This window comes from Streptomyces sp. NPDC050704, assembly GCF_040654355.1.
Lineage (GTDB): Bacteria > Actinomycetota > Actinomycetes > Streptomycetales > Streptomycetaceae > Streptomyces.
In genome coordinates this window covers 15,910-29,309 of record NZ_JBFAHW010000128.1, presented here as the reverse complement: position 1 = coordinate 29,309, position 13,400 = coordinate 15,910, and the positions used below count along the sequence as shown (strand labels likewise).

At 69.9% G+C, this 13,400-nt stretch carries 13 protein-coding genes and 3 pseudogenes; 12 read left to right on the top strand and 4 right to left on the bottom strand.

Translation table 11 applies throughout. The features are described from left to right. Positions 1–266: 266 nt before the first annotated feature. The 3 genes and pseudogenes from AB0I18_RS43775 to AB0I18_RS43765 all read left to right on the top strand — a co-directional run. The gene (locus AB0I18_RS43775) at positions 267–389 is read left to right on the top strand and encodes a hypothetical protein (RefSeq protein WP_363111362.1); all 123 of its coding nucleotides are present in this window, start codon (positions 267–269) and stop codon (positions 387–389) included. Between the two features lie 72 nt (positions 390–461). Continuing rightward, positions 462–584, top strand: a pseudogene (locus AB0I18_RS43770) (prolyl oligopeptidase family serine peptidase); the annotation flags it as partial. Between the two features lie 46 nt (positions 585–630). Next, a pseudogene (locus tag AB0I18_RS43765) lies at positions 631–753 on the top strand (IS630 family transposase); the annotation flags it as partial. A 60-nt stretch (positions 754–813) separates the two neighbouring features. Here the strand turns inward: AB0I18_RS43765 and AB0I18_RS43760 are convergent. The 3 genes from AB0I18_RS43760 to AB0I18_RS43750 are packed head-to-tail and all read right to left on the bottom strand — an operon-like array spanning position 814 to position 4,828. Further along, positions 814–3,831, bottom strand: a complete 3,018-nt coding sequence (locus AB0I18_RS43760) for a BTAD domain-containing putative transcriptional regulator (protein WP_363111361.1) — start codon at positions 3,829–3,831, stop codon at positions 814–816. Beyond that, positions 3,828–4,331, bottom strand: a complete 504-nt coding sequence (locus AB0I18_RS43755) for a hypothetical protein (protein ID WP_363111360.1) — start codon at positions 4,329–4,331, stop codon at positions 3,828–3,830. Before AB0I18_RS43755 ends, AB0I18_RS43760 begins: the two co-directional genes overlap by 4 nt. Next, on the bottom strand, positions 4,328–4,828 hold the full coding sequence (locus AB0I18_RS43750; RefSeq protein ID WP_363111359.1) for a hypothetical protein: 501 nt from the start codon (positions 4,826–4,828) through the stop codon (positions 4,328–4,330). Before AB0I18_RS43750 ends, AB0I18_RS43755 begins: the two co-directional genes overlap by 4 nt. A gap of 273 nt (positions 4,829–5,101) precedes the next feature. Here AB0I18_RS43750 and AB0I18_RS43745 point away from each other — a divergent pair, with 273 nt between their 5' ends. From AB0I18_RS43745 to AB0I18_RS43720, 6 genes are all read left to right on the top strand, one after another. After that, positions 5,102–6,277 (top strand): molybdopterin-dependent oxidoreductase, encoded by a 1,176-nt coding sequence (locus AB0I18_RS43745; RefSeq protein WP_363111358.1) that lies wholly within the window; start codon positions 5,102–5,104, stop codon positions 6,275–6,277. Beyond that, positions 6,274–6,810, top strand: coding sequence for a hypothetical protein (locus AB0I18_RS43740; RefSeq protein ID WP_363111357.1), 537 nt, complete (start codon positions 6,274–6,276; stop codon positions 6,808–6,810). Before AB0I18_RS43745 ends, AB0I18_RS43740 begins: the two co-directional genes overlap by 4 nt. 772 nt (positions 6,811–7,582) lie before the next feature. Continuing rightward, positions 7,583–7,813 (top strand): zf-HC2 domain-containing protein, encoded by a 231-nt coding sequence (locus AB0I18_RS43735; RefSeq protein WP_363111356.1) that lies wholly within the window; start codon positions 7,583–7,585, stop codon positions 7,811–7,813. A gap of 135 nt (positions 7,814–7,948) precedes the next feature. Beyond that, positions 7,949–8,620 (top strand): sigma-70 family RNA polymerase sigma factor, encoded by a 672-nt coding sequence (locus tag AB0I18_RS43730; protein WP_363111355.1) that lies wholly within the window; start codon positions 7,949–7,951, stop codon positions 8,618–8,620. After that, the gene (locus AB0I18_RS43725) at positions 8,617–8,847 is read left to right on the top strand and encodes a zf-HC2 domain-containing protein (RefSeq protein WP_363111354.1); all 231 of its coding nucleotides are present in this window, start codon (positions 8,617–8,619) and stop codon (positions 8,845–8,847) included. The genes AB0I18_RS43730 and AB0I18_RS43725 overlap by 4 nt, the downstream gene beginning before the upstream one ends. A gap of 70 nt (positions 8,848–8,917) precedes the next feature. Further along, positions 8,918–9,148, top strand: coding sequence for a hypothetical protein (locus AB0I18_RS43720; RefSeq protein ID WP_363111353.1), 231 nt, complete (start codon positions 8,918–8,920; stop codon positions 9,146–9,148). Positions 9,149–10,515: 1,367 nt separating this feature from the next. Here AB0I18_RS43720 and AB0I18_RS43715 read toward each other — a convergent pair. After that, positions 10,516–10,623: pseudogene (locus tag AB0I18_RS43715) on the bottom strand (winged helix-turn-helix transcriptional regulator); the annotation flags it as partial. A gap of 3 nt (positions 10,624–10,626) precedes the next feature. Here AB0I18_RS43715 and AB0I18_RS43710 point away from each other — a divergent pair. The 3 genes from AB0I18_RS43710 to AB0I18_RS43700 all read left to right on the top strand — a co-directional run bounded on the left by AB0I18_RS43710 (position 10,627) and on the right by AB0I18_RS43700 (position 13,394). After that, positions 10,627–10,896: a hypothetical protein gene (locus tag AB0I18_RS43710; protein WP_363111363.1), complete on the top strand. Its 270-nt coding sequence runs from the start codon at positions 10,627–10,629 to the stop codon at positions 10,894–10,896. A 439-nt stretch (positions 10,897–11,335) separates the two neighbouring features. Next, positions 11,336–11,923, top strand: coding sequence for a sigma-70 family RNA polymerase sigma factor (locus AB0I18_RS43705; RefSeq protein WP_363111352.1), 588 nt, complete (start codon positions 11,336–11,338; stop codon positions 11,921–11,923). Continuing rightward, positions 11,871–13,394, top strand: a complete 1,524-nt coding sequence (locus AB0I18_RS43700; RefSeq protein WP_363111351.1) for an ATP-binding protein — start codon at positions 11,871–11,873, stop codon at positions 13,392–13,394. Before AB0I18_RS43705 ends, AB0I18_RS43700 begins: the two co-directional genes overlap by 53 nt. Positions 13,395–13,400 lie beyond the last annotated feature (6 nt).

Sequence of the window (13,400 nt, the reverse complement as noted above, 5' to 3'; positions counted from 1 at the left end):
GCGGATCGCCTGTGGCTCTGCTTCGGACTGCGGGCATGGCGAGCTCTCGTTGTGGACTGTCACTGGAGCTACGACGCCGCCGAGCGCTTGCTCACTCGCCAGGCCGTCACCCTGCTCGAGGACCCCGAGCCGCCGTAAGTAGTCGATACGGCCTCAACACTTGGCTCGCCCTTGACCTCCGTCACAGCGTTCCTCCCACGAGGGCGACCGCCGGGCATGGGGTCGCCGAGAATTTCGGGATCGACACGGTCCCGCACCTCGCCGTCGTGCAGCTGCTGGCCAACCGTGGCTACGCGGTGCTGCAGGTCAACTTCTGCGGCGTCTCAAACCTCGTCACCTTCCTGCGGACCGTACTGGGGTTCGCGCGGCCCCACCTGGTCAACAACTGATACCTCTACGCCGGTGATCCGAGCGACCCTCAGCAGGAGGCGGACCTGCGGGCCCGCTCACCCATCAGCCGGGTGGACCAGATCCGCACACCACTGATGGTGATCCAGGGCGGCAACGACGTCCGCGTCGTCAAGGCCGAGTCCGACCAGATCGTCGACGCCCTCCGCACCCGCGGAGTCGAGGTCGAATACCTGGTCAAGGACAACGAGGGCCACGGCTTCGTGACCCCGGACAACAACCCTGCGCTGGCGCAACGCCAACGCCCGCCATCCCGACGTCCTCGCCGAACAGCGCCGCGAACGCGCCCGTATCCGCAGCGAACGACAACGGTGTTGGGGCCAACCCACCACCAAAGCGGCCTGACCCCAACACCGTGGTCGTCCCAGTCCTCCTGAGGTTTCCGTCTTTCTCGGATCCGTTCTGTTACGGACGTGGGCGGTGTTCTGGCTGTTCGGCTCTGTGGCGGTACGGCTGGGTCGTGGTTGTGGTCGGGTGCGTGGGGCTGGGAGTCAGTTCCAGGCCGGCAGTGGTGGGATGTGGTCCGGTGTCCGGCGTTCGTTCGTCCAGGCGGTGGAGTTTCCCCCGGATTTCCTCGGCGTCCGGACGGAGCGGCAGCCCCGCGAGGGGGCGTGGACCATGGTCGAGTTCCTCGACGATCGCAAGAGCCTGCCGCCAGCTGGTGTGGGCCGCCTCCGGCTCGCCTGCGGCCAGGTGGACGTCGCCGAGGTGGTACAGGGTTTGGCCCTCGCCCCGACGGTTGCCGATGTCCCGGTGCGCGTCGAGCGCCTGGTGGTAGTGGTCGATCGCGTCGTCGTGGCGGTTCAGCCGGTGCTGGAGGGTGCCGAGGATGTCGAGTGTGACGCCTTCGACCCAGCGGTTGCCGCTGGCGCGCAGGACGATCAGTGCCTGCTCCAGACAGGCGATGGCCTCGTCGAACCGGCCGAGCCGCCGGTAGGCGTCGCCCAGGTTGGCCAGGGCGATGCCCTCCCCCCAGGTGTTGGCGTTGATCCGGTGGAGGGCCAGCGCGCGGCGGATGTACTCGACGGCCTTGTCGAGCCGGCCGGCCTGGAGGTAGGCGTTGCCCAGGTTGCCCAGGGCCTGGCACCTGCCGTACATGTCCCCGAGTTCCCGGCAGTGGACGATTGCCTGCCGAAGGCGGTCGATGGCCTCGTCGAAGCGGCGCATCGCCGTCAGTGCGGCGGCCACATCGTTGAGGCTCCACGCCTCGCCCGTGCGGTCGTGGGCGTCGCGGGCGGTGTCGAGGGCCATACGGGCGGTGTCGAGCCAGTCGTGCAGATGGCTGCGGAGGTAGAAGAACCCCCACAGGGCGGCGGTCAGTCGCCATGCGATGCCCGGTCGGCGGGATGTGGCGGCGTGGTGCACCGCGGCGACGAGGTTGGGGCGTTCGGTCTCGCACCACTTGAGGGCCTGGTCGTGCGCGGTGAACGCCAGGGGGTGGCAGCCGGGGGGCAGCGGTTCGAGGGGGACCCGGCGGCGGTGCGGGGTGAGGTGGGTGTAGGCGGCGTCGGCGGTGTGCAGGTACCAGCACAGAAGCCGCTCCACGGCCCGGTCCCTCTCCTGTGGTGGCTCTTGCGTGACGACGCGTTCGGCGGCGTAGACACGCAGCAGGTCGTGCAGGGTGTAGCGGCCCGGTGCGTGCTCGGTGAGCAGGTGGGCGCGGGTGAGTTCGGTGAGCAGGCCGCGGGTCTCACGTAGGGGGAGCCCGGCGAGGGCGGCCGCGGCGGGCGCGGAGATGTCGGGGCCCCGGTGCAGGCCGAGCAGGTGGAACAGTCGGGCGGCCGGGGCGGACAGGGCCTCGTAGGACCAGGAGAAGACCGCTCGTACATCGGTGGTGAGGTCGCCCCCGGCGAAGGCGTCGAGGCTGCCCTGGGTGTCGCGCAGTTCCTTGGCGATGGCTTCGAGCGGGAAGCCGGGGTGGGTGGCGGCTCGGGCGGCGACGATGGCCAGGGCCAGCGGCAGCCGACCACAGTGCGCGATGATCTCGTCTGTCGCCTGGGGTTCCGCCGCCAGCCGTGCGGCGCCGATGCGGCGCAGCAGGAAGCCGTGTGCCTCGGCAGGCGTCAGTGCGCTCAGTGTCAGCGGATGCGCCCCGTCGCCTGCGATCAGGCCGATGAGCTGGCTGCGGCTGGTGACGATGACCAGGCAGCGGGGGCAGCCGGGCAGTAGGGGACGGACCTGTTCGGTGTCACGGGCGTTGTCGAGGAGGATCAGCATCCGCCGGCCGGCGAGCAGGCTGCGGTACAGCGCCGCCTGGGCGTCGGGGGAGGCGGGTATCCGCTGCGCGGGGACGCCGAGCGCGTCGAGGAAGATACGGATCGCCTCCGCCGGTGACACCATCGAGCCGCTCGGGTCGAAGCCGCGCAGGTTGATGTAGAGCTGTCCGTCGGGGTAGCGGTCGGCGATCCGGTGGGCCCAGTGCACGGCCAGCGTGGTCTTGCCGATGCCCGCCATGCCGCCGATCGCGCTGATCACCACCGTGGACGGCAGCTCCCCCTCGTCCGGCAACAGGGCCTGGATCCGCGCCAGTTCGCCTTGACGGCCGGTGAAGGCGGCCAGGTCGGCGGGCAGCTGTGCGGGGCGAGCCGGCTGCTCGACGGCCAAGGACTCCTGCGGGCTGGCCTCCTGCGCAGCGGCAAGGTCCAGTGACGGGTCGGCGGTCAGTATGCGGTCGTGCAGCTCCCGCAGCGACACGCCGGGTTCGATGCCCAGTTCGGCCACCATGGTGCTGCGTATCCTGCGATACGCCGCCAGCGCCTCGGCCTGCCGTCCCGACCGGTACAGCGCCAGCATGAGAAGCTCTCGCAGCCCCTCCCGCAGCGGGTGCTCAACGGTCAGCGCGGTCAGCGCGGCGATCACCTCGCTGTGGCGCCCGAGCTGGATGTCGGTGTCCAGGCGGGTCTCCAGCGTGGTCAGCCGCACCTCGGCCAGCCGGGAACGCTCGGCCTCGGCCAGCGGCCCGGGGAGCCCGGCCAGCGCAGTCCCCTCCCACCCCTCGAGCGCGGCGTACAACAGCTCCGCCGCGGCCGCCACCTCACCCGCGGCACGCAGCCTCCTCGCCTCGGCCACCCGCTGCTCGAACACCCCCAGGTCCACAAGATGTTCCGGAACACGGGCCAGATACCCGTCCGCGGCCGAAACGACCACCCGCGGGGACTCACCGGCCTCACGCCCGGGCTCCAGCACCTTGCGCAGCCGCGACGCATAGGTACGCAGCACGGACACAGCCGAAGGCGGCGGCCTGTCGCCCCATACGGCGTCGACGAGTTCGGCGACCGTGACCGGACGCCCGCGCCGTAACAGCAACACCGCCAGCACCACCCGCTGCTGCGGCGACCCCAGGTCCAGTTCACGCTCACCGCACCACGCCCGGACCGGCCCCAGCACCGCAAAACGCAACGATTCTTCACAGACCGTGTTCATGACTCCACCCAGGCGTTCCTCGCCGCGATCACCGTGCCACCGACCGTGATCAGCTCCCCGGTCACAGACGCCGACCGGTAGGTGAACACCATGACGGGAGGCGGCGGTTGTTTGGCCCGCTGGGGCGCCGGCCGAGGCGGGCGCCAGGTTGAAAGGGCGTGGAAGGTGAGGCCGGCGATCGCGCCGAACAGGATGGCGCCGACGAGCTCGGGGAAGCGCGACACGGCCACCGCGATCGTCCATGACGGCGTCTTCCCCTCCAGCATGGGAGCGAGGGTGAGTGTCCAGGTCACCCAGTCGAGCAGGCCGATGAACAGACCGACGGAGAAGGCCGAGCCGTTGCTCTGCCGGTGCTCGCCGAAGAGGAGGCCGAGTACGGCTCCCAGCACCACCGTGTGAGCGGCCCATGGGATCCACGACGGGTTCGTCACGACCGCCACGATCGCGCCTCCGGGCAGTCCGGCGGTGATGCCGAACAAGAGTCTTCTGAGCAGAGTCATGGATGTCTCCGGTAGTCGCATAGCCTCCGCCGGGGGGAGGGCGAGGGCCATACGAGATCTGGGGCTCCAGCGCCCGCTGTCAGACGTTCAGAGCGGGCGCGCCGCACGAGCGTTACAAGTCCCCGGGCGGAGACGCGATGGCGAGGTCGTCCGCGCACGGCGTGGATTCCGTCTGCCGGGCGGCCCGCGGACCGGCTGTCAGCCCGATCCCGGCCGCTTGTCGCGACCTTCTGGTGCAGGAGGGCCTTGCCGGGGCGAGAGGGAGACGTCTCGATGCCCACGGCCCTGGCGTCGGGGAAGGGGGTGAGATCGACCGCCTCGGCGTCCGGGTTGTCCAGGTCGACCCGGTAGACGTGCCGGTTCTCGTCGCCGTCGCCGTCCTGCTCGTAGAGCAGCCACCGCGGGTCGTCCGTCCAGTGGTAGACCTGCACGCTGTGGTTGTCGTCGGCGGTGATGCAACGCGCCTCCGCATGCGCGTCGACGCTCTCCACCCACACGTTGAGCCGTCCCCGTCACGGCGCCAGGTAGGCGATCCTGGTGCCGTCGGGCGAGATCGATGAGGGTCTTGAGGTCGGGCTGGTGGGCCGGCCCCGGCAGGCGAGTGACGAAGTGAGCGGGCGGTGGCGTGGTCGGCCCGGGCCACCGGTCCGCGTCATGCTGTGCTCCGCCGGATACACACGGTCCTGACCTCCGGCGGGGCCATCGGACGTCTGTGTTTCGTAAGCACGTGGCCCCTCGAATCCGTTGCCGGTGAACGGTGGGATGGGGGCATGAAACTCCTCTTGTCGCCTCGGTTCCGTGGGACGCCGCCGCGATCCCGCGGGGTGCTGCCCCGGTTCCACGGGCAGCTGCACGATCCCCGTACCGCCACCGTCATCGGCCGCTGGCTGGGCGCGGCTGTGCTGGTGTGCTTCGTCACCGGTGTGGTCAGCCACGTGCTACAGGAGCCGCCGGGCGCCCTCGCCGACCGGCTGCCGACCCGGCCGGTGTGGGGCTACCGGTTCAGTCAGGGCCTGCACGTGGCCAGCGGTATCGCGGCGGTGCCGCTGATGCTGGCCAAACTCTGGACGGTGTACCCGCGGCTGTTCGTCACGCCGCCGGTGCGCGGCGTCCGGCACGCGCTGGAACGGCTGTCGGTGGCCGTGCTCGTCGCCTCCGGGCTGCTGGAGCTGTTCCTCGGGCTGCTCAACATCGCGCAGTGGTACCCGTGGCCGTTCTCCTTCCGGCAGGTGCACTGGGCACTGGCCTGGGTGATGGTCGGCGCGCTGCTGCTGCATCTGGCCGTCAAGGCACCGTTGATCGCCGCGTACTGGCGGCATCGGTCGCCGGGCACACGGCAGTTGCCCGCACCGGACGCGCGCGACCGCCGGTCGCTGCTCCTCGGGGTGGGCGCGGCTGTCGGCACGGTGACGGTGGTCACCGCTGGGCAGACTTTCACCCCGCTGCGCCCTCTGGACCTGCTCGCCCCCCGCCACCCGGACCACGGCACACAGGGCCTGCCGATCAACCGCACCGCCGCACAGGCCCGGGTCTCCGTCACCGCCGTACGCGACTGGCGGCTCCAGGTGACCGGGCCGCGCCCCTACGCCCTCACACTCCCCGAACTGGCCTTGCTGCCGCAGCACACGGAGGAGCTGCCGATCGCCTGCGTAGAGGGCTGGAGCGCATCAGCGCGCTGGGAGGGGGTCCGCATACGGGACCTCCTCGACCGCGCGGGCGCGCCGCAGGACGCGCGGCTGCGCATCGTCTCGCTGCAGCGGGCGGGCGCCTACGGCGTGACGGAGATGGGCGCCTCGTACGCCCGTGACCCGCTGACGCTGCTGGCGCTGCGGGTGAACGGTCGCGTGCTGAGCGCCGATCACGGCTATCCGGCGCGGATCATCGCGCCGAACCGGCCGGGCGTGCTGCAGACGAAGTGGGTTTCACGGATAGAGGTGCTGACGTGACCGCGCTGCGCTGGACGCTGGGAACGGCGGGGGCATTGCTGCTGGGGATCGGCGGCTGGCTGCTCGTCACCGAGACCCGCGAGGACACGGTGCCGCAGGTGCTGCTGTGGCTCGTGGGCGCGGTGGCGGTGCACGACGGACTGCTGGTGCCGCTGGTGCTGCTGATAGGGGCCGCGCTGCGACGGCCGTTCGGCAGCGAGTACGGGAAGGGGGGCGGCGACGGTTCCGGTGTCAGCAACGGCAACGGCAACGGGTACGGCGTACTGCGCGGCGGCCTGGTCGTGGGCGGCTGCCTGACGCTGGTGGCACTGCCGCTGCTCCTGCGCCAGGGTCAGGGCCGCAACCCGTCCGCACTGCCCCTCGACTACGCCACGAACTGGCAGCTCCTGCTGGCGGTGACGCTCGCAGTCACACTCGTGCTACTGCCAATCAAAGTGCCCTCATACCGGGCAGGCCTCGCCCGCCCGTACCGCAGCATCCTCCGCCGCCTACGGGGCTCGGCACGCCACCCCCACCGCACCCCTCGCAAATAACCCCGGGCGCCCCCACCGTCAGCTCCGCACCGGCACCGTCGTACTGCAGGCTCTGGCCCCCCCCCGAAGGTCAACTCGGAATTCGCCGAGTGATCACTTGAAGAGAACGGCGGGCTGTGGTCGTTCCCGTCCTCCTCCCTCCTCCTTACGCCGTCGGTGGGGGTGTGGTGGGCCAGGATCAAGTCGCGGAAGCCGGGGGCGAAGCGTTCGTTCTGTGCGAGGACGGTGGGGGTGACGTCCACCCGGGGAGCCGTGCGGCACGTAGGCGTAGACCGACAGCGCGTGGGCTCCGGCCGGTGCGCGGGTGGGGTCGACCACGCCCGGTTGGGAGGCCAGGACGTAGGGCTGGCCGGGGTAGCGGCCGGCCAGGATGGCGCGATCGGCGACGAGGGCCTCCTGGCGGGTGCCGATCAGATGCAGGGTTCCGGCCAGGTCGCAGCCCGGCGCGGTCCAGGGCACGGGGGCGGACAGGGCGAAGTCGACCTTGGCGACGCCGACGTCAGCGGAAGGTGGGTCGGGACGCCATGGACTTGTTCCAATGTGTTGTCCGACGTGTCTTGCTGAAGGGGCGGACTCTGGCATCGCGACACGGATCGCAGCAACAGCCTCGACACGATTTCGGCGGGCTTGCTCGGTCCGGTCGCCGTCCGACGCGGTATCGTTTCTGAACCCCTGACCGTACACGACCAGCTGCGCCCCTACGGGGCCGCTCGGTGGCATGCCCGGCTGAGGAGTCGACCGTCCGTCCACTGTGTGGGAACAGGAAGGTTTCATGAACTGCGGTGAGTTCGTTGAGCTGGTGACCACCTTTCTCGACGGCTCCGTAGATGAGCCGACCGAGCTGCGTTGCCTCGTGCACTTGGTGGAGTGCGACGGCTGCGAGACCTATCTCGACCAGTTCAGGCAGACCATTGCGGTCCTGGGTGCGCTGCCCGGCCAGAACCTGCCCACCGAAGCGCGCGACCAACTGCTCGGCGCGTTCCGCGGCTTGCGGCGAGACTGACGGACCCGCCGGCGCCCAGTCTCCATGGCCGTGAAAATCCTTACCGGGACATGAACGAACGTACCGTTACACGATCGCACTCGCTGAGCTGGCCTAGGCTGACACTTTCAGTTGACAGCCGGCAAGGAGAGATGAATGGCGGGCGCACGCGAACTGCCCCCGGACGAGGTCCTGGTCCAGCGGCTGCGTGACGGTGACGAGGAGACGTTCGCCCTGGTGCTGGACAACTGGTCGAGCAGCATGCTCAGGCTGGCCATGTCGTTCGTGTCGACCAAGGACTCCGCGGAGGAGGCCGTCCAGGACACATGGCTGGCGGTCATCAGGGGGATCAGCGGCTTCGAAGGCCGTTCATCCCTGAAGACTTGGGTGTACCGGATCCTGGTCAACACGGCCAAGACGCGCGGCACAAAGGAGAGCAGGACCGTTCCTTTCGCCAGTCTGCTGCCGGAGGAGGAAGGGCCGACGGTGGACGCCTCACGGTTCCGTGTCCCCGGCGAGCAATACGCCGGACACTGGGCCGTCGGGCAGGAACCGCGTCCCTGGCACATGCCCGAGGACCATGTGTTACGCGGCGAAGTTCGCAAGGTGATCGCGGATGCGATCGACGAGCTGCCACCCCGCCTCCGTACCGTGATCACCCTTCGCGATGTCGCAGGGTACGGCTCGGAGGAAGTGTGTTCCCTGCTGGAGATCTCGCCGGGAAACCAACGCGTCCTCCTCCATCGGGCCAGGGCCATGTTGCGCCGTAGGCTGGAGGAGTACTTGCCCGGTGCCCATGACGTGGCGGGCGGGAGGGGGCGCGCGTGAACTGCAATGACTTCGTGGAGTTGGTGACCGATTTCATCGAGGGCACCCTGCCCGAAGAGGACGAGCGACGCTTCATCGAGCACCTGGTGGAATGCTCCGGGTGCGAGCGCTACCTCGATCAATTCCGTCAGACAATCGCCACAACGGGCGAACTGACCCCGGACAGCATCTCACCAGACGCCAGGGAGCATCTGCTCACCGCGTTCAGGGACTGGCGGCGGCAGTGAGCCTCTAAAGACCTTGCTGGCGTGATGTCGCGGGGCTGACAAGCTGTGGTTGTGACAGTAGGCCGGTCATATGAGGTGTCCGCAAGGGGGCGGGCTGACCGCGGAGCGGCGGGTGTTCCGCGAGCACATTCGGATGCAGACGGCCGAGTTGTTCGCCCTGGGACACGACAATGCCGCGGTCGCCAAACAGTTGCGCGTCAGCCCACCGAGCACGCCCTCCAGCGCGGCGACCGCGTCACGGCCACCGTCCGCCGCCCCGCAGCTCTGGAAGACCTGTGCGATACGTACGACGACCGGCTGACCGTCGAGGTCCTCGACGTCACCCGGCCGACGCCATAACCGACCTCATGGCCCGCCGCCTCACCGGCGAAGCCACCATCTCCTGGCGCGACCCGACAACACGGGATCAACCCCGGGTTCCGGGATGAAACACCGCGAGAAACGACTTCTTACAGGACCGCGAAGGACATACCGGTTGGGCCGCCTGTGGGCAGCAGAAACACGGCAAGGGCGGCGGAGGGAACGTGTTGCGGCGCGGGACCGAGGGGTGCGGTCCTACGTGTCGCGCGTCTCAACGTGGAAAAGCGCGCCGCGGTTCATTCGCCGACGGGGGCGGACCCGTGGCCGTGGACGGGCGATGCTCCTCCGCGCCGCGCAGGGGGCATCGGGGCCGGTTCACAGCCTGCTCCGCGAGGACCACCGCATGACGATCTCGTTCCGCGACGATCGGACAGCGTTCACCGCCCGGTGCGGACACCGAGAGTTGAACCGGAGTGAACCGTCGCCCCTCTGATTCCGTTGGGGGGTACTACGGGCCCGCAGGGACAGTTGGTTGAAGGCGCTGTCAGCCTTCGCTCTGTTGGGTTCGGGGCGACCGGCCGTTGGCCCTTCTCGTGGGACGTGCGGCGGGATGAAGCAGATCAAGGCCTTCTAGTCGATTGGAGCGTCACGCGATGTCATCACCGCCACCCCGCAAACCCGAAGAGTCGGCCCCGTCGCAACGGCAATCCGAGCTGGACAGACACCTGCAGGATCTACGGGATCTAGCTGCTTTGGAGGCTGCCCAGGCGCGTGTGGCCGAGGCTGCCCGGGGGGAGGCTGCCCGGAGGGAGACTGCCTGGAAGGCGGCTGCCCGGAGGGTGGCGTATGAGGCCAGCAGGCACTCGCAGCAGGGCGACGTTCAGGAGCAGCAGCCCCAAAGGCTTCCCGGACCCGCTGAGATGACAGGCGGCACGCCGCCCCTTTCCGCTGCTGATGCCGCCCCGCTGGGGCAAGAGACAGGGGCTCCGCAGGATGGTGTCCCGCCACGTGGCGTAGGGGATCAACCGTCGCGAGTGCGCCTGTCCTCGCTCCAGGCGCACTCCCTCGGCCGGTGTCCGCTCCCTGAGGACAGGTAGGTCATCGTGCAAATCTCCCTGGTGAAGCGCCAGTTCAACCTTGGACGTGCACGACGGCCCTGGCCCATTCTGACCCGACGCGTCTACTGGAGCCACTACGTTCGTCCGAGGGTATCGAGCTTGTCCGGGCCGTGGCTGCGCGCATGCTCCAGAAGCTGATCGAGGCCGAGGCCACCGCTCGCATCGGCGCCGCCCTCTCTGACGAGTCCCGCGGCTCTCGTGCGGCTCGTGCGTGAGTCGAGTGTTCGCGTGCCCATCTGTACGGCGTTGATACCGGCTCTCGCAGCGTATGCCCGAGAGGGGGCACGGCGTATTCCACGGCAACGGGGCGGGTGGACACGACGCGGCGTTCGAGGCTGCCGTTTCGTTCCAGCCGTCGAAAATGCTGGCTGCCGGCGCCCGCGTCGGCCTCCTTGTACCAGGGGCGCAGGCGGATCAAGGCGGGCCGTACGCCGGTGGCCAGCAGCAGGGCGGTGCCCTTGGGCAGAGTCCGTATACGGTCCCGGGGCAGCACCGGGTCGAAGCGCACGCGCTGGAGGCGTTCACGGCGTACCTCTACGGCAATGACCCCGCCGCGACGGCCATGTGTCTCGAACACGCCGGCATTCGGATCCGCTACCGGCAGGGTGACCCCGCGCCCACGAGGACCTGATGCGCGCGGTCACCGCGCGGGCGGCTGATCGACGACCTGACATCCGCCGTCGACCACGGCCGGGCTCCGCTCGCCGTGTGGTCCGGGCTCGCGGAGCAGGACCGTGGGCCCTGCGCGGGACGCCGCATGGGTGCGTGGCGTCAATCGCCGTATACGCGCCCTTGCCATCGCGGTAGCCGCGCGCGAAACCGGAGCGGCCTGAGGGAGAACGCGCAGGTCGGCGGCGGGTGTGGCGCGCAGGAGACGATTCCGTCGCCACGGTACGTGGCCCGGCTTGCTCCTTCCGGTCCGGTGGTCTCTGCCGCTCCATCTGTCAATCGAACGTCAAAGCGATGTGGAACCCCGCTCGAAAAACTCCCCCCGGGATCGAGGCCGCCGAGCGCGGCCGGCTTCGAGGCCTGACCTCCACGAGGTCACGAAACAAGGGAGTGGTACGAACGTGAGTTGGACCTTTATGGGTTCCTATGGAGCGGTGAGCGCCCGGGAACGCGCGCTGCGCACGCTCTACGACGAACAGGCGGGCGCTCTGTACGCCTACGTGGTGCGGCTGCTGAGAGGTGACCGGTACCGAGCCGAGGACGTGGTGCAGGAGACGCTCCTGCGCTGCTGGCGCACGCAGGACCTGACCCCCGACCAGCAGCTGCGCCCATGGCTGTTCAGAGTGGCCCGCAACCTCGTCGTCGACGAGTACCGGTTGCGCATGACCCGCCCCCAGGAAGTCAGTAGCAACGACTGGCTGGACGACCTGCTGACGAGGCCCGACGACGTCGACCGGCTGCTCTCCTCACTGCTCCTGAAGGAGGCTTTCCAGCACCTGTCGCCCAAGCACCGGGATGTGCTGTACGAGACGTACTACGCCGGCAGGTCGATGCGCGAGACGGGCCAGAGGCTCGGTATCCCGCCCGGGACCGTCAAGTCCCGCGTGCACCACGCGGTACGCGCCCTGCGGCTGGCCATGGGCGTCGTCGAGAGCGATGACGAAACGGTCGGCAAGAAGCCCGCGTGGTGGTACTCGTCCGCGGCGTGACGCACGCTCGCCGGCCCAACAGCTCGTCGGCCGAACAACGGGGGGGCGAACCGCCCACGGCCCGCCGGCCGAGGCCGAGCGTTCCCGGCTGACCGGGGAGCGGCTGACCGAGCACCCGCCGCGAGAGAGGCTGCGCCGGCTTCTCATGCCGGTGCTGTACCGGTCCGGACGGCAGGGCCACGGCGCCGACGGCTTACCGCAGGACGCGAAGCACCATGGTGGCAGTGTGACCCGGAGGCCGATTCCGATGCAGTTCGTCGCCCGACAAGCAGAGCGGTGTGAGATCGACCGACTGGTGACCTCGGCGGCCGCCGGGCATGGTGGGGCGGTCGTGGTGGCCGGCGAGGCGGGGATCGGTAAGTCGGCGCTCGTCGACGAGGCGGTGGGGGCGCTGGATGGGTTTGAGGTGCTGCGCGCCGCGGGCACCGAGTTCGAGCAGGACCTTCTCCATGGTGCCTTGCACCAGCTGTGCGCACCGGTTCTGGAATACCGTCTGGGGCTTCCTACAGTTCAGCGGAGGGCGCTGGAGGCGGTGTTCGGTCTCGGTGAGCAGACATCACCTGAGCCGTTGACCGTCGGACTCGCTGTGCTGGGGCTGCTGCGGGAGGCGGCGCGGGAGCGTCCGGTGTGCTGCGTGGTGGACGATGCTCAGTGGATCGATGACGCTTCGCGGCAGGCGCTGGTCTTCGTGGCCCGGCGGGTGGCCGTCGAGCGGATCGCGGTGGTGTTCGCCGCGCGTGATGTCGGCTCGGTGGCCGGCCTCGCCGCTCTTCCGCGGTTGCCCCTTGCGGGTTTGAACGACGAGGATGCCCGGGCCGTACTGGGGGCGGCGGCGCATGCCGGGCTGGATGCCGAGGTGTTCGACCGGATCCTGGCCGAGGCACGCGGCAACCCGCTGGCGCTGCTGGAGTTCGCACAGGATGCGGGGCCGTTCTGGGTGCCCGGCCCGCGGCGTGGCCGGGCCGGTGTGGTGGACGCGCTGGAGGAGCAGTTCGTCCACCGCGTGGAGCAGTTGCCGTCCGTCACACGGCCGTTGGTGGTGCTTGCCGCGGCGGAACCGGTCGGTGATCTCGGCCTGCTGCGGTCGGGGCGGTTCGGGGTGGCGCACCAGGAGCAGGGCGGGCCGCCCTCGGCCTCCTGCTGGGGCCCAGGGGCTCGTACGTGGGGCCGCTCGGTGTCGGGTCGGCCGGGCAGAACCGGGGCCACGGCCGCGGAGGGTGCGGGCGGGGTGGCCTCCGGGTCTGTGACGGGGACGACAAGAGAACGGGCGCGGTCGGACATGTCGCCCGGGGGGGGAGGGGGGGGAGGCCGTCCGGGGTGGGGGACATCGGGATGTCGGGATCGGCGTCCCCCACGCCCTGAGCGTCGGGGGCGGACCGGGACGCTCCTGTCCTCTCGGCGGTGTCCCGCTCCTCGGAGGGCCCCGGGACCACGCCGGAGGGGTGGCGCCGGGGCAGGCCGGAGGGAGTAGCCGGCA

Coding starts and splice junctions, on each gene's coding strand:
- AB0I18_RS43760 (WP_363111361.1), bottom strand. CDS start 3,831: ATGAACACGGTCTGTGAAGAATCGTTGCGTTTTGCGGTGCTGGGGCCG.
- AB0I18_RS43745 (WP_363111358.1), top strand. CDS start 5,102: ATGAAACTCCTCTTGTCGCCTCGGTTCCGTGGGACGCCGCCGCGATCC.
- AB0I18_RS43730 (WP_363111355.1), top strand. CDS start 7,949: ATGGCGGGCGCACGCGAACTGCCCCCGGACGAGGTCCTGGTCCAGCGG.
- AB0I18_RS43720 (WP_363111353.1), top strand. CDS start 8,918: ATGAGGTGTCCGCAAGGGGGCGGGCTGACCGCGGAGCGGCGGGTGTTC.
- AB0I18_RS43710 (WP_363111363.1), top strand. CDS start 10,627: ATGCTGGCTGCCGGCGCCCGCGTCGGCCTCCTTGTACCAGGGGCGCAG.
- AB0I18_RS43735 (WP_363111356.1), top strand. CDS start 7,583: ATGAACTGCGGTGAGTTCGTTGAGCTGGTGACCACCTTTCTCGACGGC.
- AB0I18_RS43700 (WP_363111351.1), top strand. CDS start 11,871: ATGACGAAACGGTCGGCAAGAAGCCCGCGTGGTGGTACTCGTCCGCGG.
- AB0I18_RS43755 (WP_363111360.1), bottom strand. CDS start 4,331: ATGACTCTGCTCAGAAGACTCTTGTTCGGCATCACCGCCGGACTGCCC.